Below are 21,959 nucleotides of genomic sequence, written 5' to 3' on the forward strand. Positions count from 1 at the left end.
TGATCCCGGAGAGATTTGTTCGCTCGCGCCACCGCCGGAAGTGCAGTGGATAAGTCACGACGCCTGGTGGCGTCATGACTTATCCGACATTTCGCCTGTCAGGAGATAAATTCGGTGGGAAGCGCTGCCCGCCCGCGCGAAGCGCCACCCGCTGACGTGGTGCACGAGGGCAGCGCCCGATCGTGGTGGTTCCCGTCGGGCAGATGCCGTTGCAGGCTGGTGTCGATGGCAGCCGGTGGGGCAAGACCGGTCATCGGCACCGACCCTTTGGCGGCGCGGCGGGGCGGACGCTGCGGATGTCGCACCCCGTCGGGCGGACCATCCGATCTGCGCGGCCGGGGGCGGACGGATGTTTCCGTGATCATGATGCGCGCGGTGGTCGCGTACCGGGTTTGCCATGATCCCGGAGACTTGTGGTACATGGGGGTACATCACCACTCCGTGATCATGAAAAACCGTTGGTGTCGGTGGCGGGTTGTGCATGATCGCGGAGACTTCCGGTCGCTGCGCCGCGCTCCGCGGCGGCCAGCGCCCGGCGGGTGGGACCCGATCGTCGACAGCGCCCCGCCCAGCGCGTCGGGCCTCGGCGGTACTGCTGCGCACCCTCCCGCCGCGGCGCGCGGGCGAGCCGGGCGCCTGGCCGCCGATGCGCGCGATGATCCGCGAGGGATGGCGGTTCGTGGCCCGGCACCCGGTCATGGCGCCGGGCATGTGGACGGCGACCGCGGTCAACTTCGTGTGCGGGGCGCAGCTCGCGCTGTTCCCGCTGTACCTGGTCCGCGACCTGCACACCCCGCCCGGCGCGGTCGGCGCGCTGCTGGCGGTCGAGGGCGCCGGCACCCTGGCCGGCGCCGCGCTGACCCCGCGGATCACCGCCCGCCTCGGCACCGCTCGCGCGCTCGTGGTGTCCTCCTTCGTGGCGCTGCTGGGAGCGATGATCATTCCCGTGGGTACCGCCTGGGCCGCCTACGCCGCCTTCGTGCTGGGCAACGTGCTGTTCGCCGGCGGCGTGGTCGTGCTCAGCGTCACCACGCGCACCTACCGGCAGCTGGCCACCCCGCCGGAGCTGCTGCCGCGGGTGGTGGCCACGGTCCGCTTCGTCTCCTGGGGCGCGATCCCGGTCGGCGGCGTGCTGGCCGGCCTCGCCGCCGACGCGGCCGGGGCCCGCGCCGCCCTGTTCGCCTTCGGCGCCGCGGCCGCGCTCGCCCCGCTGGCCCTGCTGCGCTCCCCGATCCGCCGGCTGCGCGACCTGGCCGACCTCGCCGGCACGGCGCTACCGGCCACCGGCTGACGCGCGACTCACACCGGCTCGCGCCGTTCGGCGCGCAGCACGGTACCGAGGTGGTCGGCGGCCCCGCACAGCGCACCCACGGCGTCGGCGACCACCGCGTCGCCGGTGCCGTGGTCGCGCCCGCGCACCGCGAGCAGCTGGATCAGCACGCCCAGGGTGGTGGCCACGGCGTCGTCGACCGGGTCGGGCCGGCGGCCGCGCTGCCGGGTGACGCTCTGCTGCACCCAGGCCAGCCGCGCCGCCTGGAGCCGATCGGTGGGCCCGGCCCCGGCCGCGTCCCGGTCCGCCTGCCAGTGCAGGTCGGCCCGGTCCTCGACGTCGAGCCCGGCCAGTGTCTCCAGGGCCTCGAGCCGATCGACGAGCGCCGCGGCGATGTGCGCCAGCAACTCCGCCCGGCGCCGATCGTCGGCGTGGTCCTTCATGATGTACAGCGGGTCGCCCGGGATCCCCAGGATCGTCATCACCCGCAACAGGTCCTCGGTGCTGGGCAGCGGTGCCACCCGGCCAGCGTAAGCCCCCCGCATCCGCCGCGGCCTGTGAGGAATCGCGCCTTCCCGGGCCACCGACCGCCAATACCGTGAATCGTCAACAATGGGACCGGAGAGAGGGCCGTCGTCGGCCCGCACCAGGTTGCACCGTAGGCTGTGTCGAATTCGTGGCGGCGGAGCCTCCCGCCGACCCGATACCTTCCTGTGCATAGGAGGTGGGCACGGTGTCGCAGGGTGCGAACGGGGAAGACGAGTTAGGCCGTCGAAATGCCTGGCTGTACTACTTGGTCGTGGGCGGCCTCGGCATCGTGCTGCTGCCCTTCACGGTAGCCCAGCACACCGAGATCTGGCCGGTGCTCGCCGCGCTGGTGCTGGTCGTCGTGACCGCGGTGGTGAGCGGTGTCACCATGCTGCGCCGGCCGAAGCCGCATTCGTTCGCCGTCCGGCCCGGCGAGTTCGTCGCGCCGCCGGCGTATTTCCAGCTCGCCGCCAACGCCGCCGCGATGCCGCCGATCGTCGGTGTCCTGCTGGGCATCTGCTACGACGACGAGTCGTGGGGCGTGTTCACCTGGATGCTGTTCGCCGTCACGCTGGCGTTCGCCTACGCCGTGGTCTACACGCTGGTCATGCTGGTGCGGGGCACCGGCCGGCTGATCCTGCGCCCCGACGGCCTGACCGTCGTGGACAGCCTGGCCACCTTCGACGTGCCGTGGGAGGCCATCATGACCGGCCCGCTGCCCACGGTCTTCGGCGTCGGCCGGATCGGCGTGCTCTGGCCCGAACTGGTCCGGGTGCACGGCCTCGGCCGCAAGCGCAACGTGCAGCGGATCCAGTTGCAGCTGCAAACCTCGACCGTGCACCGGGAGTTCCTGCACGACACGGTCAACCACTACCTCAACCACCCGGAGGACCGTTCGTCGATCGGCACCCGGGAGGGCCAGGACCGCCTGTTCGGCGCCCTGCACCTGCAGGTGTCCGGCTGACCGGGCCGAGCCGGCCGGCGTAGGGCCGCGGCGGCCCGCGGTCAGGCGGCCATGCCGAGGGAACGCAGGTGGCGGGCCTCGCGGGCGGAGCGGGCCAGGGCCTGGCTGGTGCGCGGGCCGGCCACGCCGTCGACGAGCAGGCCGGCGCGGGCCTGGAAGCGGCGCAAGGCCTGGCCGACCTCGGCGTCGAACGCGCCCGGGCGCAGCAGGCCGACGTCGGCGAGCAGGGCCCGTACCTCGCGCGGGTCGGCCGGGGGCACGGCCTCGCCGGTGGCGCTGACGGTGCCGGCCAGCGCGGCGCCGACGACGGTGAAAATGCGGCGTACGGTCATGGTTCGAGTGTCCGGCCCCCGGGCCCGGGCGTCGTCAGGGGAAACCCCGCGAAGCTACCCCGAATTTCCCGGTTCGAGGTTTCCCGGTTCGAGACTTCCCGGTTCGAGGTTTCCCAGTTCGAGCGCGGCGCGGACCGGGTCGTCCTGGAAACGGCTGGCGAACGCCTCGCGCAGCGTCCAGCCGGCCCGCAGCAGGGCCCGCTGGCGTTCCAGGTGCGCGGCGTCGCCGTCGGGGTGCGGGGCGCAGAGATAGCCGACGCCGTCCACGACGAGGTCGACGGACCACTGCCCGACCCCGTAACCGACCCGCACGTCGCGGCCGGCCGCCTGCAGTTCGGTGGCCAGGCGCCGCGCCCACGGTACCGCCGGCGGATCGGCGCCGTCCGGATGCGCCGAAGGGCTCTCGGCGTGCGCCAGGAACTCCGCGACCAGGCCGGTGCCCCCGGTCAGGGACGTGACCACGATCAGCCGGCGGCGGGCGCGGGTGGTCATGACGTTGAACAGGTTCGGGTCGGCGGCGAAGCGCTGCCGGGCCGGGGTGTCGGCGTCGACGAGGCCGAGCGAGACGACCACGATGTCCGCCTCGCCACCCTGGAACGCGTGCACGGTGCCGGAGCGCAGCGCGAGCCGCTCGATCTCCTCGACGCTGAACTCCTGGAGCAGGGCGGCCTCGATCGCGTCGGCCTGGGCGCGGAACGGGGTCACCACGCCGATGCCGGTCTCCCCCGCCGCGGCCAGGTCGCGCACGGTCCGTACCGCCGCGTCGACCTCGGCCCGGTTGACGCCGTCACGGACGGTGGCCTCCGGCACGCGCACGACGTCGATGGCGTCGGTGCCCTCGGCGGCCGGGGTGCGGGTCATCAGCGACAGCCGGCCGGCGTAGAAGCGGCGGGCGGCGAACTCGATGAGGTGCGGCGCGCAGCGGTAGTGCTCGCCCAGCCAGGTCACCGGGGCGGCGCCGACGGCGACGTCGTACGCGCCGCTGCGGCGCACGTCGATCCGGTCCGGCAGGCCGTGGCGGGCCAGGGTGACGGCCACGTCGACGTCGGCGACGAACGACACGAACCGCAGCTGGTTGGGGTCGCCGGCGACCAGCGCACGGCGGGCCCGGGCGAGCACCGGCGCGGCCCGGATCTGGTCGATGTGCGCCGCCTCGTCCAGGATGACCAGGTCGAACAGGCCGGGCGTGGGCGGCAGCAGGTCCTCGACGTCGGCGACCGTGCCGACCCACAGGGGCAGCGCCCGGACCAGCGCCGGGCCGTCGAGCGCGGCGAGCGCCTCCCGGCGGCGGTTGCGGCCGGCCCGCAGCGCGGCGGCCAGGGCGGCGGCGCTGCGCCGGGCGTCGGCGCCCCACCGGCCGGCGGCCGCGGCCGCGTCGCGCATCGCCGCGCCGGCCGCCTCCCGCAGGCGGGCGTCGGCGGCGAGCAGGGCCGGCCATACCGCGGACAGGTCGGTGCCGCCGTTGACCGCGAGGGTGGCCGCGGCGCGGTCGGCCTCGAGGGCCTCCAGCAGGGCGGGCAGCCGGTCCGGCGCGGCGCCGCTGAGCCTCCGGACGCGCCAGTCGCGCAGGTACCGCGCCCGCAGCGCCCGCCGGGCCCGGGCCGCGTCGAAGCCGGAGGCGAACACCCGCGGCGCCTCCGCCCGCAGGCCGGCCAGCAGCGGCTCCCACACGGCCATCGTCGCGGCCCGCCGCTCGACGCACAGCGCCGCGCCGATCCCCCGCTCGAGCGCCTCGACGGCGGCCGCCGCGGCGGCGACCTCGTCGCGGCGGGCCTGGACCTGCTTGGCGGTCACGCCGCCGGGCCGCCCGGCGCCCAGCGCCAGCGCGATCCGGTCGCGCCGCTCGGCGTCGCCGAACAGCACCGGCTCGGCGCCCGGGTACCGGCCGAGCAGCTCGCCGAGCACCTCGGCGGCGTGCGGCGCCTGGGTGGCGACGAGGACCGAGCCGCCGCGGTGGACGGTGTCGAGGGCCGCGGCGACGACGGCGTGGCTCTTGCCGTTGCCGGGCGGGCCGGAGACCACGACGACGCTCTCCCGCCGCGCCCGCCGGACCACGTCGCGCTGGGCCCGGTTGAGCGGCAACGGGGAGTACACCTCCTCCTCGACGGTCTCGGCGGGGACGGGATTCTCGCCGTAGACGCGGGCCAGCGCGGTCTGCTCCAGCCCGGCGCGGGCGGCCCAGGCGCGCAGCGTGTCGCGCAGGCCGGCCGAGGAGACGTCGCGGACCACGTACAGCGCGGCTGCGGCCTGGCCGAGCAGTTCCCCGTCGGGCAGCCGGGCGATCGGGGTGTCGTCGGCGGCGATGCGGTCCGGCTTCAGCCCGGCCGCCTCCGCGGCGGTGCCGACCCAGGCCGCGGTGCCGGTCGCGGCGAGCCAGGCGGCGGTGCCCAGGCCCGGCGCGGACTCCAGCACGGCGGCCAGCTCGCGGTCGCCGATGAGCGGCGTGACCTCGAGGTCGCCGGCCGGCACGACCCGGTGGCCGCGCAGTCCGCCGGCCCGCTCCAGCCGGACCGGCTGGGCGACCAGCGGCAGCCGCAGCTTGCGGACCGACCCGTCGACCTCGGCGGTGCCGAGCAGCCACGCCCAGCCGCGGCGCAGGATCCGCTCGTCGCGGTGCAGGGCGTCGAGCGCGGCGAGCCGGTCGGCGGCCCGCCCGCGCGGCGCCCGGTCGGGCTCGGCCAGCCAGAGCAGCGGCTGGTCGCCGCGGGCGACGTCGAGCACCCGCTCCCGCCCGGCCGGCGCGAGGTCGGCGAGCGCGGCGAGCACCCGGCCCGGGTCCAAGCTCAGCCGACCTCGACGATCAGGCCGGCCCGGTCCAGGCGCGCGGCGGCGAGATCCTCGGCCGGCACGAAGAACGACAGGTTGGCGATCTCGCCCCAGGCGGTGCCGTCCTCGGCGTCGAGCTGCAGCAGCGGGCGGCGGCCGGGCGGGTCGGCGTCGTGGTCGGGCCAGCCGAGCAGCCGGTGGCGCGGCGGCTCGCCGAGCACGTCGGTGAACACTTCGTAGCCCTCCATCGCGCGGCCGAGGTCGGTGTCGGAGTACTCCCGCAGCGCCGGCCCGAACACGTCGGGCAGCGACGGCGCCGCCACCCCGCCGAGCGGCAACGCCGGGATGACCGCGGTGTCCAACGGCGCTTCCCGCTCCGCCGCGCCGCCGGCGACGTGTAGCACCCGGCAGGCGGCGTGGCCGCCGACGTCCTCATACACCACGTCGGCGAACCGGTCGTCGTAGAAGAACAGCAGCTCCCCGTCGCCGGGCAGCGGCCACGCCTCCCGGGGCAGCAACTCGGCGACGGCCGCGCAGTCGATCCGGGCGGCCAGCGTCAGCGCCCCGCCGGGGACGGCGGGCCAGTCCTCGCGCGGCGGGAGGGCCGGCAGCCCGCCGTACCACCCGATCGGCATGCCCTCGCCGACGGCGAGGACCAGGGAAGGCCGGGCCAGCTCGACGACCCGCCGGGCGAACTTGGGCCAGGCGGAGCGCTCGGCGGCCGCGTGGAGCGCGGTCAGGTCCACACCCGCGCATGCTAGCGGTCACCGGCACCCCGCGGTGGGCTCAGTCGTCGGACTTCTTCTTGGTCGTCCGCTTGCGAGCGGCCCGCTTGCGCGGCCTCGGCGCCCCGGAGGCCAGCTTGGTGTACGTCAGCATGTTCGCCAGCCCGATGCCGACCGCGGCGAACAGGACCTGGATGCCCAGCTCCCACCAGCTCCACTGGATCTTCCACACCTTGACGACGGCCTTGTCGTCGAGGTTGACCAGTTCCGCGACCAGCGTCCCGAGCAGCGCCGCACCGACCCCGATCAGAAAGGTGATGAACACGCCGATGTTCTGCTTGCCCGGGAGCACAAGCCGGCCGAGCACGCCGATGAGCAGCCCGATCGGAATCGCGACCCAGAAGTCGTTGATGTGCATGTAGTCCCGCGCTCCCCTCGCGTATGGTCGAACGGGACCGTACACGATCACGTCCGCGGGCCAGAGACGGGTGTCAGTCACCGCGGCCGCCTGGGCAAAAGCAAGAGCCTGACTCGGGCCGCGTCACTTGCAGACCGTTCCTCCCGCGAGACACCGCTCGGGCCTTGACGGCCCTCCCTGCCACCCCCGCGGTGCCAAGCCCCGATAAGTCGGGCGCTCCGCGCCACGACTTATCGGACATATCACGATTTATCTCGATGCGCCCGACTCTCGCCGCGGACGGCCACAGCTCAGGGACGGCCCAGCGCGGCAGCGGCCGACCTCACAACCCGACCCCGCGTCGCCCTGGAACCCCCGCCGCACCGCAACAACGGCTCCCCACCGGCGCCGGCAGCTACGACCGCGGGCGCGGACGCGCCGTGCACTTGGCCTGTGGAGGGAGACGGCGCGGCCGGCAAGGCCCGCGAGATCGCGGCCGGTTTGACGCCCGGCGACGCGGACGCGCCATGCACCGCGGCCGGCTTGCCGCGAGCGCCGCCGCGCAGGACTCAGGGCCGGCCGAGATCGTCTCGCGGAGCGTGGCCCGGCCGACCTCCTGCACACCGAGCAGCGCCGCGCCGTCGCCGCCGCGCAGGACTCAGGCGCGGCCCAGCGTGGCCAACGCGGACGCGCCGCGCACCGCGGCCCGCTTGCCGCCGGCGCCGCCGCGCGCGGCTCAGGGGCGGCCCAGCGTGGCCAAGATCGTCTCGCGGACCGTGGCCCGGCCGGCCTCCTGCGCGCCGAGCAGTGCCGCGTCGTCGTGGATCTGCGTGGCCGCGATGGTGGTGTCCAGCGGCGCCGCCTCCGCCAGCGCGGTGGCCACCGCCTCGCCCAGCAGCGGGCCGCCCGCCTGCCCGACCTCCCCGCCGATGACGACCAGCGGCGGATCGAGCACCGCGACGACCGCCGACAGGCCGACCGCGATCCGACCGGCGAGCACCGAGACGAACTCCCGGGCCGCCGGGTCGCCGCCGCCGGCCCGGGCGACCGCGGACGCCATTGTCCCGGCCGCGCTGGGCGCCGAGATGCCGTGCGCGGCCGCCAGCTCCAGCACGGCCGCGCCGCCGACCAGGTCCTGGAACGAGGCCCGCGCGGCGCCGGGAACGGTCATCGGCATGTACCCGATCTCGCCCGCCCCGCCGCGCGCCCCGCGCAGCAGCGTGCCGCCGAGGTCGATGGCCAGGCCGAGGCCCGCCTCACCGAGCCACAGCAGGGTGAAGCTCTCCGCGTCCCGCCCCGCACCGCGGGCCCGCTCGGCCACGGCGGCGAGGTTGACGTCGTTGTCGACCCCGACCGGCACGCCCAGCCGCCGGCGCAGCTCTTCCACCAGCCCCGGCCGCCCCCAGCCGGGCACCTCGACGTGGTGCAACACGTCGCCGCGCGGGTCGTACGACCCGGCCACCGCGATCTGCACCTGCGCCACCGGCTCCCGGGCGACCCCGGCCTCCTTGCACACCGCCTCGACAGTGTCCACGACTCCGGCGACGGGGTCGGTCCGGGCGAAGTTGACGGAGGACTCCAGCCGCCCCCGCACGACCCCGGCCAGGTCGGTCACGGCCGCCGTCACCGTCGGTGTGTCCGCGTCGCCGCGGTCGCGCACCGAGAGCGCCACCGCGTAGGCGGCGTCGGCGTTCACGGCATACACCTCGGCGTTCGGCCCCGGCCCGGCGCTCATGTACCCGACCACGCTGACCAGCCGCGCCTCGGTCAGCCGCCGCAGCGCCTCCGAGATCGTAGGCTTGGACAGCCCGGTGAGCTCGCGCAGCTCCCCACGGGTCAGCGACCCGCGTTCCAGCACATGACTCAGGGCGGCCGCGTCGTTCATGGCCCTGAGCAGCTTCGATGATCCGCCGAGGTGCGTCATGGTGGCTCGAACCGTATTTGCGCCCTCAACCTGGTGTCAATCACGGATCTGACCCAATCCCCCTTAACCACCAAAAAGGACGCCTCGCCGTCGGCCCACCGCCCAAAATCCCCCACAATCATGCGAAAACCCAACACGACACCAACCCCTCTTCATGATCGCGGAGCCAAAACGCACACATAGCGACATCATCCCTCCAAGATCACCACAAACGAGCCCTCCGGGGACGGACCGGCGCAGCGCCCACCGCAGACGGACCGGCACAGCGCCCATGCGACCGGTCATCGCGACTTGCCGGCCGCAGCCGGAGCGACCGAATCTCTCCGCGATCATGCAGCTCCCACCAACGCGCGGCGCTTTTCTCATGATCACGGAGCCTTGGGGATTTAAGCGCCATCGGTGATCTTGGTTGCGGATCGGTAACGGGGGTGCAAAAAGGGCGGCTGTCTTGGCATGATCCAGATCGACCAAGATCAGGAAACGCCAAGCCAGCCGTTGGAGATCATTGTGCCGCACCCGCTGGGTGTCCCATCATCCGCCCCCGACCAGGCACTGCGGGCGCTGGCCGAGTTCCGCACCGCGGTGTACCGCTGTTTCGGCCGGTGGGCGGACACCCTGTTCGAGCTGGTCGATGCCCTGGCCGGGGGCGGGCGGGTGGGGTCGGTGGCAGAACTGACGTTCGAGCCGGTGCTGCGCCGCGGGCACGGCAGCGTGTACCAGGCCCTGGAACACGGCCAGGTGCACCCGGCCGCGGCGGGGACGTTGCTGGCCGGGCAGGTCCGGCCCGGCCGGGTACTGCTGCTGGGGGTGGACAGCTCGAAGTTCCCCCGGCCGGACACCCGGTACGTCCCGGACATCGGCATGCAGTACGCCGCCGAACGCGACCACACCGGCGGGTCGCCGGCAGTGCCGGGCTGGTCGATGCAGTGGGCCTGCCAGGTCGGCCTCGACACCGGCCCCGGCGCCGCATCCCCCGCGACCGGCGGGGCGGGTGGGGTGGGGCGGGGGTCGTGGGGCCTGCCGGTGGACGTCCGGCGGATCGGCACCGCCGACAACGCCAACGAGGTCACCGCCGCCCAGATCACCGACGTGACCACCCGGCTGCACGCCGCCGGCACCGCGACCGCCGGGGTGCCGCTGGTGTTCCTGCTCGACGCCCGCTACTGCCCGATCTACCTCACCCAGCACCGCCCCGACAGCGCCCAACTGCTCGTGCGGCTGCGCAGCGACCGGGTGTTCTTCGCCCGCCCCCCAGCAAAACGCCCGGGCACGCCCGGCCGGGCCCGCAAACACGGCCCCCGCTTCGCCCTCGACGAGCCCGACACCTGGCCCGCCCCCGACGCCGAACACACCACCACCACCAGCGCCGGCGCCGGCGCCGGCGGCACGGTGCGGACCCGGGCCTGGCACCACTACCACCCCGAACCCCGCCAACGCCGCAAATGGACCGGCACCGACATCATCGAGGGCACCCTGATCCGCCAGGACCACACCACCCCCGCCGGGCGCACCCAAGTCTGGTGGCTGTGGTGGGCCGGCCCGCCAGGCAGCTTCGACCTGCCCATGCTCGCCGAGGCCTACCAACACCGCTACACCATCGAACACGTCTTCCGCTTCGCCAAACAAGACCTCGGCTGGACCCGGCACACCCCCCTCGATCCAGACCAGGCCGAACGGTGGACCTGGCTGGTCGCCCTCGCCCTCGCCCAACTCCACCTGGCCAGACCCCTGGCCGCCGACCGGCGCCTGCCCTGGGAACAACCCTGCCACCCCGACCGGCTCTCCCCCCGCCGGGTCCGCCGGGTATTTCGCCATACTGTCGCCGCCCTGCCCACCCCGGCCCGTGCGCCGAAACCCGCCCGGCCCGGCCCCGGCCGACCCAAAGGATCGACCAACAAGAATCCCCGAACCCGCCAACCCGTGATCAAGAAGGGCCGACCCGCCAACACCGGCCACCCCAAAGGCCACAACCCCAACGCCACAACCAAACCAAAGACTTAAATCCCCAAGGAGCCTTAAGGTACCCGTGGGTACATCGACCTTCCGCGATCATGAAAAACCCGTGTGCGCACGGCGATTCGCGCATGATCGCGGAGAGTTCCGGTCGCGGTGCCCGATACACGGCCGGAGCCAAGCCGATCGAGGGGCCCGCCCGAAGGCCAAAGCCCGCTCACCCTCCGCCGAATACCCGCATAGACGACATTCCGCCTGTCAGGCGAAAAGTCGGATAAATCCGGGCACGGAGTGTCCGGATTTATCCGGACATACAGCGGTGGCAGGGCGGCTGGCGGAGAGGGAACGTGGGATGTGAGGGGGTGCGTCATGCTGCTGGAACACAATCCGATCGTGGTCGGCGTCGACGGGTCCACCGCGGCCCTCGGCGCCGTGCGGTGGGCGGCCGACGAGGCGGCGCGGCACGGGCGGGTGCTGCGGATCGTGCACGCCATGTCGTGGGAAGGGACGGCCGACAGCCAGGGGCTCGTGCTCGACGCCGCCGTCGAGGCGCGCGACTGGCAGCCCGGCATCGCGGTGGAGACCATGACGGTCGGCGGGTCACCGGCGCGCGTGCTGCGGGAGCAGTCGCGCACGGCGGCGCTCGTGGTCATCGGCGGGCGGGTGCACGACGGGGGGTTGTTCGACGCCTCGGTCGGCGCGCACCTCGCCAGCTACGCGCACTGCCCCGTGCTCGTGGTCAACAACGGCTGGCGCTGGGCCGATCCGATGTCCGCGCTGCCCCGGCACGCGCCGGTGGTGGTCGGGGTCGACGGGTCGCCGTCCAGCCAGCGGGCGCTCGTCTACGGCTACGGCGAGGCGGCGTCCCGCCACGTGCCGCTCATCGCGCTGCACGCCGGGCGGCTGCGGCCGCACGAGGTGGTCGCCGCCGAGATGGAGCCGTGGCTGCGCCGGCATCCGGAGGTCGAGACCCGCTTCGACTGCCGCGACACCGGCGTGCTGGAGACGCTCACCGAGGCCGCCCGCACCGCGCTGATGCTGATCGTCGGCGCGCACCGGGTCGGGTGGTACGAGCAGCCCCACCCCAACCCGGTGACCCAGATGGTCGTGCAACACGCCGCCTCGCCGGTCCTGGTGACCCGGAGCGTCTGAACCGGCACAACGGCTACGCCGGGACGGGGTCGAGGCCGAAGGCGCCGCCGGGGCGGCAGCGGGACAGGCGGCGGGCGGCCAGCCACACGCCGCGCACCGCGCCGTGGCGCTGGATGGCCTCGGCCGCGTAGTGCGAGCAACTGGGCGAGAACCGGCAGCAGGGTCGTTCCCGCTTGGCGCTGACCTCGCGCTGGTACCGCCGGATCGCACCCACCAGCGGCCCGTCCGCCGACGCCGCCGAGCGCGGCGCCCGGGCCACCGTGAACAGCATGCTCGGCAGGGTCATCAGCCCCAGCATCAGGCAGCTGCCGTCGATCGCCTCGCCGATGCAGCAACCGGCCTCGAGCAGGCAGGCGTCGCGCAGGCAGCTGTTGCCTCCGCCGCCGTAGTCGCGTTGCCGGGCGTACCGCCGGCCCCTCCATCGATTTCGCATGACTCCAGTGGTAGCGCTCCGGCGCCACCAGTAAGGGAAACCCCCGGCTCAGCTGGCGCTGCCCTCGCGCGCCTCCTGGAACACGCCGTCCGCGGCCAGCTCCGACAGCACCGCGTTGAGCTCGTCGATCTGCTCGTCGGTGTTGGCGGCGGTCATCTGCACCCGGAAGCCGACCTGGTCGCGGGGCACGCCCGGATACGGCGCCAGGGTCACGAACAGGCCCCGCCGCCACAGCCGGTCGGACACCTCGACCAGGTCGCGGTCCAGCGCGATCGGCAGCTCGATGATCGGGGTGTCGTCGGTGTTGGGGGTGAAGATGCCCAGGCCGCGGACGTGGCCGAGCACGCGCATGGTCATCCGGTAGAGCTCGGCGCGCAGCTTGTCGCCGCGCTCCTCGTTGACGTCGAAGCCGGCCAGCACGGTGGCCAGGGACGCGACCGGGGACGGGCCGGAGTACAGATACGGCGCGGCGGCGGCCTTGAGCCGGTTCTTGAGGACGGTGGGCACGGCGAGGAAGGCCAGCAGCGACGAATACGCCTTGGAGAAGCCGCCGACGAGCACCACGTCGTCGTAGCTCTCCCCGAAGTACCGCACGATGCTGTTGCCGGACGTGCCGTATGGGCTGGTCTCGTCGTCGCGCCGGGCGCCGATGACGCCGAAGCCGTGCGCGTCGTCGACATAGAGCACGGCGCCGTAGGAACGGCACAGGTCGAGGTACCGCGGAATCTCGGGAATGTTGCCGGTCATGCTGTTGACGCCGTCCATGCACACCAGCACCGGTCCGCCCGCCGCGGCGGCGCCGGGCAGCAGCTCGGCCAGCTCGTCGAGGGTGTGGAACCGGGACAGCTCGGCACCCTGGGCGCGGGCGAACACGCAGCCGTCCCAGATGGTCTTGTGCGCCCGGGCGTCGACGAGGACCGTGCCCTCCCGGGCGAGCACCGGGATCACGGAGAGGTGGATCTGCGTGATCGTGGGCAGGACCAGCGCGTCGGGCGCGCCGAGCAGGCCGGCCAGCCGCCGCTCGATGCGCGGATACAGCGCCGGGTTGCCCAGCATCCGCGACCAGGACGGATGGGTGCCCCACCGGCGTAACTGCTCCTCGACCGCGCCGATGATCTGCGGCTCCAGGTCGAAGCCCAGGTAGTTGCAGGAGGCCCAGTCGGTCAGCCAGTGGCCGCCGACGCGGATCCGCCGGCCGTCGATCTCGTCGATGACGGCGTCGTAGAAGCGGGTCTCGGCGCGGAGGCGGGCGATGCCGCTATAGCGGGGGTCACGGTCGACCCCGGTCGCGAGCTGCTCGGTATGCACGTGTCCCCCCGGATCTCTCAGGCCGCGGTGCGGCCTCCCCGTTGAGACCCCGAAGCATCGTCCGACAACCATTCACTCGCGTCACCGTAGCTCAGCGGTCGCGAGAACAAGTAACCTTGACCGTGGTCACAGCCCATCGACTTGAGCAGTTCCCGCTCCGCACCGGTCTCGATGCCCTCGGCCACGACCTGCAGCTTCAGGATGCGGGCGAGCTGGACGATCATGTCGACGACGGCGTGCTGCTCGGCCGAGGAGACGACCGTGTCGATGAAGCTCTTGTCCAGCTTCAGCACGTCGACGGGCAGCCGGCGCAGGTACGACAGCGATGAGAAGCCGGTGCCGAAGTCGTCGATGGCGATGCGTACCCCGGCCTGCCGCAGCGCCTCGAGCTCGGCGGTCACCTCGCCGTCGTCGTGCAGCAGCAGGCTCTCGGTCATCTCCAGCAGCAGCCCGCCCGGCGGCAGCCCCATCCGGTCGATCTCGGCCAGCACCCACTGGGCGAAGTCCGGCGTGCGGAACTGCCGGGCCGAGACGTTGACCGAGACGTAGATCTCCTCGTCGGGGTAGGAGATGCGCCACTGCGCGGCCGACTTGATCGCGTTGCTGAGCACCCACCCGCCCAGCGGCACGATCAGCCCACTCTCCTCGGCCACCGAGATGAACTCGTCCGGCGGGACCGGGCCACGGGTCGGGTGGTTCCAGCGCACCAGCGCCTCGAAGCCGCGGGTCCGGTCGTCGGCCAGCGTCACGATCGGCTGGAAGTGCAGCAGGAACGCCTCGTCGGCGATGGCCCGGTCGAGGTCGGCGCGCAGCTTGTGCCGCTCCACCACGGCGCTGTGCAGCGACGACTCGTAGCGCCGCCAGCGGTCCCGGCCGGCGTCCTTGGCGACGTACACCGCCAGGTCGGCGTGGCGGAGCAGGTCCTGCGCGCTTTCCGCCTCGGCGGTGGTGGCCACGCCGATGCTGGCCGTGGCGGTGACGGTACCGTGCGCCAGCTCGAACGGCGGCTTGAAGCTCTGCAGCACCCGCTCGGCGACCCGCTCCACGTCGGCGGGCGTCCCGGCCCGGCGCACCAGCGCGGCGAACTCGTCGCCGCCCAGCCGGGCCACCGTGCCGGCCGCGCCGTAGGAGCCGTCGACCGCCCGCAGCGCCTCGGTGAGCCGCTGCCCGACCGCGACCAGCAGCGCGTCGCCGGCGCCGTGCCCGAACGTGTCGTTGACCACCTTGAAGTCGTCGAGCTCGACGATGAGGACGCCGACGGTCGCGCCGGTCTCCGCGCCGGAGGCGACCGCCTCCTGGACCCGGGTCAGGAACACCTCGCGGTTGGGCAGGCCGGTGAGCGCGTCGAAGGTGGCCCGCTGGTACAGCTCGGCCTGCAGCCGGCTCCGCTCGGTGACGTCGCGCAACGTGACCACCACCCCTCGCACGGTCGGCTCGTCGCGCAGGTCCCGGAACGTGGCCTCGACCAGGGCGGGCCGCCCGTCGGCGCCGGTGACCTGCAGGTCGTCGCCGGGCCGGTCGGCGCCGCCGGTGCGCACCTCCTGCAGCCGGCGGGCCACCTCGGCGACACCGCCGGCGGCGAACGCGTCGGGCAGGGCGGTGCCGACCAGGTCCGTGCCGAACAGCACCTGCGCGGACGGGCTCGCATACTGCACGAGGTCGTCGGCGGCCACGATGAGGATGACGTCGGTGGTGTTGAGCACGAGGGTGCGGAAGTACGCCTCGCTGTTGCGCCGCCCGATCTCCTCGCCCAGCGCGATGCGCTCCAGGGCCATCGCCGCCTGGGTGGCCAGGATCTGCGCGGCGTCGGTGAGCCCGACCAGCCCGACCTCGCCCGCGGCGACGTAGAGCGCCCGCTCGGCGGCCCGCCCGTCGGCCAGGGCCAGCGGGCAGCACAGCGTGACCTCGAACTCGCCGAGCGCCTCGGCGAGGGCCGGGTCGAGCGAGGAGGTGTACGGCATCGACACCCTCTCGCCCAGCGCCGGGCCGAGCGCCACGGCGTGGGCCCGCCCGGCCGGCAGCAGGTCGGCGACCGCGTCGCGGACCGTGTCCAGCACCGCGCCCTCGTCGGTGGCCATGAGCAGCGCGGCGCCGGCGCTGCGCAGCCGCCGCTCGCGCTGGACGGTGAGCCGCTGTGCGCGCACGGCCCGGCCCAGCCGCAACAGGACCAGACCGGACAGCAGCGCCGACACGGCGGCGATCGCGACGGCGTCGCGCACCTGGCCTCCCCGCATCTCGACGAAGAGCACGACCGGGGCGATGAACAGCGACAGGCCGAGCAGCAGCAGCCGCCCAAGCCGCTCGTCGCCGGCGCGCTGCACCTGCGGCTCGGTGAGCTGCCGCATCGAGGGGTGCAACGCCGCGCCGCCCCACAGCGCGTAGAACGCGGCCCAGCCGATGTCGATCGGGCCGCCGGTCGCCCAGTCCCCCGAGAGCTGGCTGAGGCCGTACCCCACGTCGGAGGCGAGCAGGCCCACCCCGCCCACGGCCAGCAGCGCGACGGCGGTGTTGAACCGCACCGAGGCGATCAGCCGCGCGCCGACCAGCAGCACCACGATGTCGGCCAGCGGGTACGCGATCGAGATGCTGCGGTCCAGCGGGGACATCCCCGGGTTGTCCACGTAAGGGCGGATCAGGAAGATGTACGACAGCAGGCCCAGCCCGGCGGTCAGCGTGATCGCGTCGAACAGCCCGGCCGGGTCGCGGCGCACGACGCCGAGCCGGTAGAGCCAGGCCAGCGCGGCCGCGATCAGCACGTACATCGTCAGGTAGAACCCGTCGGCGACGGACGGGAAGCCGGAGCGGTGCAGCAGCCGGGTCAGCACGTCGGCGGCCAGGTCCCCGGTGATGAAGCACGCGACGGCGCCGGCCAGCAGATACCACGGCGCCCGGCGGCGCGGGCGGTGCAGGTGGACGCCGCCGAGGATCGCCGCGACGCTCGCGTAGCCGATCGCCGACCACAGCAGCGGGTGCAGCGCGGGCAGCGCGAAGTTGGCGGTCACGAGGACCACCATCGCTCCGGCGTAAACCGCCAGCACCCGCCGTGCCGACCCGCTCACTCGCAGCTGCCCTTACCCGATTCCCTTGTGCTGTCCCGCGTTTGCCCGCGGCGAGGCAGACGCTACCCAGTTCATTGCCGAATGAGGAGTACCTGGCAGGATCGTTCCGAGCGGCCCGCACGACGTTTTTCACGTCAATTGCGCATTTGGCGGTTTAGATGGTACTGCCCGATGCCCGTCACATCTACGCCGCGCAACCATCTCATTTACGCTCGGCAACCGACTTTGCGATTCATTCACGCAGGGTTCGATCACTGTCCGCTTTGGAACAACTCGGCACGGTGATCATGCAGATGCATTTTGGAGCTACCGCGATGTCCGTCGTGGTCCGGACCGTAACTCCCGTGGCCTCACCGTCCGCGGGTAGTCACGGCCGGCTGGCGCCGCGCACCCGGTGCGCACTACTGGATCGCCGCCAGGAACGCGTCCGCGATCGGGCCGGTCACGTCGGTGCCGGCACCGACACCGGTGACGTACACGCAGTAGGCGACGTCGCCGCGCACCCCGGCGCTCAGGCCGGCAGCGGTGAGCGTGCCGGAGACGGCCGGCCCGGCCGGCCCCGGATCGCCCGGCGCGGGCGTGCGGACCAGGGTGGGCTGCTGCCAGTGGCCGCGGGCGAGCGCGGCGGCCGCGGCCGCGTAGCCGATCGGCGCGGCGACCACGCCGTCCGGGCCGGACCGGCCGGCGAACACGTCGGCGCCGATCCGCCACGGCGCGCCGACACCGAGCGCGGCCGGGTCGGCCGGCCAGCCCGAGGCGGCGCCGGGGACCTCGCCGAGCAGCGCCAGGTCGTAGCCGGCGGCGTCGGGCCCGTTGGCGACGGCGAGCACGGCGCCGTCGCCGATCCGGATCGCGACCAGCGCCGACGGCTTGGCGGTGCCGGCCACGGCCGCGTCGGCGGCCTGCTGGACGCGCGCGTCGATGGTGGTGGCGACGGTACCGCCGGCGGCCGCCGGGGCGGTGAACAGCGGCTCGCCCGCCTGGCCCGAGGCCGGGTCCACCGGCACGACCGAGAGTCCGGGCCGGCCGCGCAGGAGCGTGTCGTACCGCCGCTGCAGCCCGGTCAGCCCCGCGACGTCACCGTCCTTGAGCGAGCCGCCGGAGGCGTCGATGAGCTCCTTGGTGGCCGGCCCGGAGGTGCCCAGCAGCGCCCGGGCGAACGTGCGGGTCAGCGGCAGCGACAGCGACCCGGTGCGGGTCCGCACGCCGTCGGTGCCGGTCAGGTCGCCGGCGACCTCCGTGTAGTCGGTCTTGCGCAGCGTCACCACGTCGACGAACGCGTCGGGCTTGGCCGCCCGGATCCGGGCCGGCAGGCCGGCGAGGTCGACGTCGACCTTCACCGAGCGGAACACCAGCGACAGCCGCTGCACCAGGGCGTCGACGTCGGGGACCCGCTGCGGCTCGACGCCGACGTAGACGACGGGCACGTCGCCGACGATCGCGCTGCCGTCCGCGGCGGTCACCGTGCCGCGCTGGGCCGGGCTGGTGCGCAGGGTCAGCCGCTGCCCGGTCTCCAGGCTCGGGTGGACGGTCTCGGCGCCGAAGTACAGGTGCCAGCGCCCGCCGAGCAGGCGCGCGGCGAGCTTGGTGTCGTACGCCCACGTCCGCCCGTCCGGCAGTGGCCACGACACGCCGACGCTCAGGGACGCGTCGGTGTGGTCGACGGCGGCCTTGCCGTGCGCGGTGAGCGCCGGCCGGCGCGCGGCGAGGTCGCCCTCGGCGCCGGCCAGGGTCGCCTTCGCCTCGGCCGGGTCCAGCGTGCGGCCCTGCGGCGTGAGCAGGTCCGGCAGGCCGGTGAAGTCGGCCTGCCGCCAGGCGCTGAGCAGCGCCGCGAACCGGTCGTCGACCGAGGGCCCGCCGTCGCCGCCGTCACACGCGGCGACGCCGGCCGCGAGCAGGGCCGGCGCGACGAGCAGCAGCAGTATCCCCCGCAGCCTCCGCACGCGCCGACCCTATCCCGGTCATGCCGTCAGCCTCGACACGGAGCGCATCTTGTTCATCGCGTCAAGCGCGGCAACCTTGTAGGACTCCGCGAGCGTCGGGTAGTTGAAGACCGCGTCGACCAGGTAGTCGACCGTGCCGCCGCAGCCCATCACCGTCTGTCCGATGTGGACGAGCTCGGTCGCACCGGTGCCGAACACGTGCACGCCGAGGATCTTCCGGTCGTTCGGCGACACGATGAGCTTCAGCATGCCGTAGGAGTCGCCGATGATCTGGCCGCGGGCCAGCTCCCGGTAGCGGGAGATGCCGACCTCGAAGGGGATGTTGTTGTCGGTCAGGTCGTCCTCGGTGCGCCCGACGAAGCTGATCTCCGGAATCGTGTAGATCCCGATCGGCTGCAGCTCCCCCATCCCGCCCACCGGCTCGTCGCAGGCGTGGTGGGCGGCCAGCCGGCCCTGCTCCATCGAGGTGGAGGCGAGCGCCGGGAAGCCGATGATGTCGCCGACCGCGTAGATGTGCGGCACGTCGGTGCGGAAGTTCTTGTCGACCGTGATCCGGCCGCGCCCGTCGGCGGTGAGCCCGGCCTTGTCCAGCCCGAGCAGGTCCGACGCGCCCTGGCGGCCGGCCGAGTACATGACCGTGTCGGCCGCGATCCGCTTGCCGCTGGCCAGCACCGCGACGGCGTGCCGCCCGTGCCGCTCGACGGCCGCGACGGACTCGCGGAAGCGGAACGACACCGACAGGTCCCGGAGGTGGTACTTCAGCGCCTCCACGATCTCGAGGTCGCAGAAGTCGAGCATGCGGTCGCGCCGCTCGACGACGGTGACCTTCGTGCCCAGCGCCGCGAACATCGACGCGTACTCGATGCCGATGACGCCCGCCCCGACCACGACCATGGAGCTCGGCACCTTGTCCAGGTTGAGAATCCCGTCGGAGTCGATGATCGTGACATCGTCGAAGTCGACGCTCTCCGGCCGCGCCGGCCGGGTACCCGCCGCCACGATGATCTTCTCCGCGGTCACCTCCGACTCGCGCCCCTGATCGTCCTCCAGCGCGATGGTGTGCGGGTCGACGAACCGGCCGGTACCCTGCAGCAGCCGCACCCGGTTGCGGGCCAGCTGGCTGCGGATGACCTCGATCTCCCGGCCGATGACGTGCGTGGTCCGGGCCCCGAGGTCGCCGACGGTGATGTCCTCCTTGACGCGGTAGCTCTGCCCGTACATCTCCCGCTGGTTGAGGCCGGTCAGGTAGAGCACGGCCTCACGCAGTGTCTTGCTCGGGATGGTGCCGGTGTTGATGCAGACCCCGCCGATCATGTTGCGCCGTTCGATGACGGCCACCTGCCGGTCGAGCTTCGCCGCCGCGATGGCGGCCTTCTGCCCGCCCGGGCCGGAGCCGAGGACGAGGACGTCGAAGTCGTACATGGTCCACAGTGTCCCGGCACGCCCGGCGGCCGTAAAGATGCATACGGTTATGGTCGTCGCCGTGAAACGACTTCTTCAGCGGGTGGCAACACGCCTAGGCTTGCGCCGCCCCCAGCCGGCCCCCGCCCCGAAGCCCCGCCCCGCCCCTCCGAAGCCCGCACCCCCGAAGCCGGCACCGCCGAAACCCGCCCACCCGATCCCCGGCCCGCCCCCGAAGCACGAGACGCAGAAGCTGCTCGCGTACTCCCCGAAGCTCGACGGCGACGCCGACCCCGGCGAGGTAGTGTGGACGTGGGTTCCCTACGAGGAGGACCCTACCCAGGGCAAGGACCGCCCGGTCCTGGTCGTCGGCCGCAAGGGCACCGCCGTCCTGGCCTTGATGCTGTCCAGCCAGTCCGACCGCGACGGCCAGCACAACTGGTTCGCCCTGGGCCCCGGCACCTGGGACCGCGAGAAGCGCCCAAGCTGGGTCCGCCTGGACCGCGTCCTGACCGTCGACGCCGACGGCATCCGCCGCGAGGGCGCCATCCTCGACCGCGCCCGCTTCGACAAGATCGCCACCGAACTCCGCTCCGCCTACGGCTGGTCCTGACCCCCTCCCAACCGCCCGCCTGCCGCGCCGTCCCTCCGACCCCCGGCTGCGCGGCCAGGTCCGGCGCGGCCCGTCCCGGCACGGCCCGGCCCGGCCCGGCACGGCCCGGCACGGCACGGCACGGCCCAGTCCGACCCGGCGGCGCGGGCATGACGGGCACAGAACCGGCCAACGCTGGGTCACCTCCGGCCCAGCCCGAGGCCACGCGGCCGCCGCAATGAACGACAAAAGGCCCAGAAACCGACAAATGCGGAAAAATCACGACGTTTCTCGGCGTTGTGGCTCAGCGGACGCGGCTGGAGCGGACGAATCTCTCCGAGATCATGCGGCCCCCGCCGACGTGCGGCGGGTTTCTCATGATCGCGGAACCTTCAGGTACCTATGGGTACATCGACCTTCCATGATCTGTGAAAACGCGTGGTACGAGGACGACTTCGGCATGATCCTGGAGAGTTCCGGTCGTGATGCCCGTCGCCGAACGTCAGGGGCGGACCGGCGCCGCGGGCAGCATGGCCGCCAGTTCCCCGCGCAGCACCGCCGCCGCCGTGTCGAAGTCGGCCGTCTGCGTCGCCTCGCCGGAGCGGTCCTCCACCCGCCAGGTGCCGTCCGCCGACGAGGACAGCGTGACGCTGGCCGGCTGCAGGCCGCGCTCGAAGTCGGCGGTCGACGCGGCCGTGAAGGTGGCCAGCGCCGGGCGGTGCCGGTGCAGGAACCGGTCCGCCACCGCCAGCAGCGGCTCGGCCGGGTCGGCGCCGGGCGCGATCGGCGTGATGTCGTAGCAACGGTACGCCCGGGCCACCACCAGCACCCGGATCCGCTCCGCGTCCAGCAGCAGCGCCCCGTCGGCGTGGTCGTCGGCGGTCAGGCCCACCTGCACGAACGCGCGCGGGCGGTGCAGGCCCGCGGCGACCGCGGCGACCGCGGGGGCGAGTTCGAGCCGGCTGCCGTCCACCGGGGCGGCCAGGTGCCGCAGCAGCAGCGAGCCCAGGCCGGCACTGAGCACCGCGTCGGCGCGCTCGGCGTCGGAGAGGCCGAGCAGCCGCGGCGTCTCCCCCGGCCGATCGCCGCTGGCCAGCAGGAACGACAGCTCCGCGGCGGTCATGCTGAGCTGTTCGGTGGCGGTACCGTCCATGGTGTCCATCCCGTAGCAGGCGTGGTGTAACGGCGCGGCGCCCCGCCCCGCCGTTTCCG

At 73.6% G+C, this 21,959-nt stretch carries 16 protein-coding genes and 1 pseudogene; 5 read left to right on the top strand and 12 right to left on the bottom strand.

From position 1 onward, the window contains the following. Positions 1 to 583 precede the first annotated feature (583 nt). Positions 584 to 1,291 (top strand): annotated as a pseudogene (locus ACQPXD_RS30970) (MFS transporter); the annotation flags it as partial. Positions 1,292 to 1,299: 8 nt separating this feature from the next. On the opposite strand, the gene ACQPXD_RS30975 reads toward ACQPXD_RS30970, so the two are convergent. Further along, positions 1,300 to 1,791 carry a hypothetical protein gene (locus ACQPXD_RS30975; RefSeq protein ID WP_432824853.1) on the bottom strand — a complete coding sequence of 164 codons (492 nt, stop codon included), beginning with the start codon at positions 1,789 to 1,791 and terminating at the stop codon, positions 1,300 to 1,302. Positions 1,792 to 2,003: 212 nt separating this feature from the next. On the opposite strand from ACQPXD_RS30975, the gene ACQPXD_RS30980 reads away from it, so the two are divergent. Continuing rightward, the gene (locus ACQPXD_RS30980; RefSeq protein ID WP_432824854.1) at positions 2,004 to 2,762 is read left to right on the top strand and encodes a hypothetical protein; all 759 of its coding nucleotides are present in this window, start codon (positions 2,004 to 2,006) and stop codon (positions 2,760 to 2,762) included. 41 nt (positions 2,763 to 2,803) lie between these two features. Here ACQPXD_RS30980 and ACQPXD_RS30985 read toward each other — a convergent pair whose 3' ends face one another. From ACQPXD_RS30985 to ACQPXD_RS31005, 5 genes are all read right to left on the bottom strand, one after another. Further along, positions 2,804 to 3,094 carry a peptidoglycan-binding protein gene (locus tag ACQPXD_RS30985; protein WP_432824855.1) on the bottom strand — a complete coding sequence of 97 codons (291 nt, stop codon included), beginning with the start codon at positions 3,092 to 3,094 and terminating at the stop codon, positions 2,804 to 2,806. A 54-nt stretch (positions 3,095 to 3,148) separates the two neighbouring features. After that, positions 3,149 to 5,875 (bottom strand): AAA domain-containing protein, encoded by a 2,727-nt coding sequence (locus ACQPXD_RS30990; protein WP_432824856.1) that lies wholly within the window; start codon positions 5,873 to 5,875, stop codon positions 3,149 to 3,151. Between the two features lie 2 nt (positions 5,876 to 5,877). Then, positions 5,878 to 6,606, bottom strand: coding sequence for a DUF1963 domain-containing protein (locus tag ACQPXD_RS30995; protein WP_432824857.1), 729 nt, complete (start codon positions 6,604 to 6,606; stop codon positions 5,878 to 5,880). A 40-nt stretch (positions 6,607 to 6,646) separates the two neighbouring features. Further along, on the bottom strand, positions 6,647 to 7,003 hold the full coding sequence (locus ACQPXD_RS31000) for a GlsB/YeaQ/YmgE family stress response membrane protein (RefSeq protein ID WP_432824858.1): 357 nt from the start codon (positions 7,001 to 7,003) through the stop codon (positions 6,647 to 6,649). A 715-nt stretch (positions 7,004 to 7,718) separates the two neighbouring features. Next, positions 7,719 to 8,906, bottom strand: coding sequence for an ROK family protein (locus ACQPXD_RS31005; protein WP_432824859.1), 1,188 nt, complete (start codon positions 8,904 to 8,906; stop codon positions 7,719 to 7,721). Positions 8,907 to 9,413: 507 nt separating this feature from the next. Here ACQPXD_RS31005 and ACQPXD_RS31010 point away from each other — a divergent pair. Beyond that, on the top strand, positions 9,414 to 10,907 hold the full coding sequence (locus ACQPXD_RS31010; protein ID WP_432824860.1) for a transposase: 1,494 nt from the start codon (positions 9,414 to 9,416) through the stop codon (positions 10,905 to 10,907). Positions 10,908 to 11,228: 321 nt separating this feature from the next. After that, positions 11,229 to 12,011, top strand: a complete 783-nt coding sequence (locus ACQPXD_RS31015) for a universal stress protein (RefSeq protein WP_432824861.1) — start codon at positions 11,229 to 11,231, stop codon at positions 12,009 to 12,011. A gap of 13 nt (positions 12,012 to 12,024) precedes the next feature. Here the strand turns inward: ACQPXD_RS31015 and yidD are convergent, their stop codons facing one another. From yidD to sthA, 5 genes are all read right to left on the bottom strand, one after another. Then, positions 12,025 to 12,444: a membrane protein insertion efficiency factor YidD gene (yidD, locus tag ACQPXD_RS31020; protein WP_432824862.1), complete on the bottom strand. Its 420-nt coding sequence runs from the start codon at positions 12,442 to 12,444 to the stop codon at positions 12,025 to 12,027. Positions 12,445 to 12,492: 48 nt separating this feature from the next. Then, the gene (locus ACQPXD_RS31025; RefSeq protein ID WP_432824863.1) at positions 12,493 to 13,752 is read right to left on the bottom strand and encodes an aminotransferase class I/II-fold pyridoxal phosphate-dependent enzyme; all 1,260 of its coding nucleotides are present in this window, start codon (positions 13,750 to 13,752) and stop codon (positions 12,493 to 12,495) included. 17 nt (positions 13,753 to 13,769) lie between these two features. Further along, positions 13,770 to 16,766, bottom strand: a complete 2,997-nt coding sequence (locus tag ACQPXD_RS31030; protein ID WP_432824864.1) for an EAL domain-containing protein — start codon at positions 16,764 to 16,766, stop codon at positions 13,770 to 13,772. Positions 16,767 to 17,212: 446 nt separating this feature from the next. Then, positions 17,213 to 18,754, bottom strand: a complete 1,542-nt coding sequence (locus tag ACQPXD_RS31035) for an NTF2-like N-terminal transpeptidase domain-containing protein (RefSeq protein WP_432824865.1) — start codon at positions 18,752 to 18,754, stop codon at positions 17,213 to 17,215. A gap of 18 nt (positions 18,755 to 18,772) precedes the next feature. Next, the gene (gene sthA, locus ACQPXD_RS31040) at positions 18,773 to 20,176 is read right to left on the bottom strand and encodes a Si-specific NAD(P)(+) transhydrogenase (RefSeq protein ID WP_432824866.1); all 1,404 of its coding nucleotides are present in this window, start codon (positions 20,174 to 20,176) and stop codon (positions 18,773 to 18,775) included. 61 nt (positions 20,177 to 20,237) lie between these two features. Between sthA and ACQPXD_RS31045 the strand changes: the two genes are divergently transcribed. Continuing rightward, complete coding sequence (locus ACQPXD_RS31045; protein WP_432824867.1) at positions 20,238 to 20,768, top strand: type II toxin-antitoxin system PemK/MazF family toxin; 531 nt, start codon at positions 20,238 to 20,240, stop codon at positions 20,766 to 20,768. 481 nt (positions 20,769 to 21,249) lie between these two features. Here ACQPXD_RS31045 and ACQPXD_RS31050 read toward each other — a convergent pair whose 3' ends face one another. After that, positions 21,250 to 21,900, bottom strand: a complete 651-nt coding sequence (locus ACQPXD_RS31050) for a hypothetical protein (protein WP_432824868.1) — start codon at positions 21,898 to 21,900, stop codon at positions 21,250 to 21,252. Positions 21,901 to 21,959 lie beyond the last annotated feature (59 nt).

Origin of the sequence: Dactylosporangium sp. CA-092794 (assembly GCF_050948465.1) — a bacterium.
Lineage (GTDB): Bacteria > Actinomycetota > Actinomycetes > Mycobacteriales > Micromonosporaceae > Dactylosporangium.